This window comes from Bartonella jaculi, from assembly GCF_039543045.1.
Lineage (GTDB): Bacteria > Pseudomonadota > Alphaproteobacteria > Rhizobiales > Rhizobiaceae > Bartonella > Bartonella jaculi.
Genome location: NZ_BAABIZ010000092.1, coordinates 1 through 2,079, shown reverse-complemented (window position 1 = coordinate 2,079; position 2,079 = coordinate 1). Strand labels below are relative to the sequence as shown.

The 2,079-nt window shown below is 38.6% G+C and carries 2 protein-coding genes and 1 pseudogene; 2 read left to right on the top strand and 1 reads right to left on the bottom strand.

Annotated features, from left to right (window positions below; all coding sequences use genetic code 11):
- Positions 1–340: pseudogene (locus tag ABD915_RS09460) on the bottom strand (hypothetical protein); the annotation flags it as partial.
- A gap of 237 nt (positions 341–577) precedes the next feature.
- Here ABD915_RS09460 and ABD915_RS09455 point away from each other — a divergent pair.
- The gene (locus ABD915_RS09455; RefSeq protein WP_345117674.1) at positions 578–1,744 is read left to right on the top strand and encodes a tyrosine-type recombinase/integrase; all 1,167 of its coding nucleotides are present in this window, start codon (positions 578–580) and stop codon (positions 1,742–1,744) included.
- 209 nt (positions 1,745–1,953) lie between these two features.
- Positions 1,954–2,079: helix-turn-helix transcriptional regulator (locus ABD915_RS09450; RefSeq protein WP_345117676.1), on the top strand; the 126-nt coding region annotated here is incomplete at its 3' end.

Here is a 2,079-nt window from a genome sequence, read left to right as displayed (position 1 = left end):
CTTCAAAAATAGCATTGCCATAAATTTGTGCATTGCCATAAACGTCTACAAAAAAGCTTTTTACTTTTGCGTTGCCAAAAACGCGTGCATTTTGAAAGACACGGGCTTTATTATACACCCAGCAATTACCCTCATGCGATAGGTTGCTTTCATTTTCAATATAGCCCCCGAGGTCACCTTTTTTGACGTCACCAAAATCTCTTAATGCTCTAATACGCGTTAAGAAATGACCATCTATATATTCGCCATCATTAATAAACTCATATTTTTTTGCAGGCTCTTGTTTATTATTAGATGCGGTTTTGTTTGTAATGGGGGTATTTTTTGCTGTAGCGTTCATAATGAACTCCTTGATGTTAATATTGTTTTCAATTGACACCCCTATAAGGGCGCCGGGCGTTAGCAACACATTGATTTATATAGATAATTTACTGTTTTGCATGTTGAATTAAAGACCCGAATATAGTAAGGTTTTTTCATTCTAAACCCTCTCAGATTGAATCAATTAATATCACTTGCTTGCACGTCAAAAGCGGGGCTGGCGTGTGGGTAAAAACTGTATAAGAAAGGACTAAAAATGGCTCTTATGAACCGTCTTAATGCAAGGTCTGTCGCAACATTGGGGGCTGGCAAATATAATGATGGTGCTGGCTTGCTCCTTCATAAGCGTAAAGATGGTGGTGCTCAATGGCTTTATCGTTATACCATTCACGGGCGCCGTCGCGAAATGGGATTGGGGGCGTTGCGAAATGTTTCTTTAAAAAAAGCCCGTGAATTAGCAAATCAATGGCGTTCTGTTTTGCATGAGGGGCGTGACCCTATTAAAGAACGTGAAAAACAAAAGCGTGAAGCAATAAGCAATCTTCATTATTTAAAAGACATTGCTTTAGATGCTTTTGAAAGTCGTAAAGCTGAATTAAAAGATGATGGTAAGGCTGGAGACTGGTTTTTACCTTTACGGCTTTATATTCTGCCAAAATTAGGTTGTCTGCCCGTTTCAGAGATTACACAAACAGAGATACGCAATATCCTTACTCCCATTTGGCATTCAAAAGCTACAACAGCAGAGAAAGCACTGAATCGTCTTAATATTTGTCTCAAACATGCGGCTGCCTTAGGGTTGGATGTTGATTTACAAGCAACAACAAAAGCACGTGCTCTCTTAGGCAAGCAACTCCATAAAACACAAAATATACCAGCCATGGATTGGAAAGATGTTCCTGCCTTTTATCAGACACTCAGTAAAACTATAACAATGACACATTTAGCTTTGCGCTTGCTTATCCTTACAGGCGTTCGTACACGTCCTTTACGTTATATCCATAAAGATCAGATTGACGGGGATATATGGACTATTCCTGCTGAGAATATGAAAGGCAAGCGTGATGCTACAACAGAATTTCGCGTCCCTTTATCAACAGAAGCATTAGAAATTTTGAAACAAGCGCGTTTGCTTTCTCGCAATGATTTCTTCTTTTCTGCTACCGGTCGCGGTCCTCTTGGTGAGAATTGCATGTCACAATATATGCAACAGGTTGGACTTGAAGCACGTCCCCATGGATTTCGTTCTAGTTTACGCGATTGGCTCGCTGAAACAACAGATGCTCCTTATGAGGTCGCTGAAACTATCCTAGGTCATGTGGTAGGCGGCAAAGTGGAACGTGCCTATCGTCGTACTGACTATTTAGAACAGCGCCGTGTCTATATGGATAAATGGGCAGCTTATGTCACCGGTCAATCTTAAGATATGGGGTGCATAACCCCATTATCTGTGGATAACTTTCTCTCTCTTTTCTCTCATATCATCTCAATAAGACTCATAAATTATCACATTACAAATTATATGATAAAATACTGTTTTTTATAGATTAAATACCTTTCATATGATTCAAAAATATGGTTAATAAATGCTTATGATTTGTTTCCATTTTTTATTATTGAAAGGATTTTAATATGACAGAAAACGATATTCTTTTGACAGACCGTGAAAGTGCAAAATTGCTTCATATGAGTGTTTCAACATTCCGCCGTCATGTGACCAATGGCTCTTTACCAAAACCTTTAAAATTTGGTTTTTTA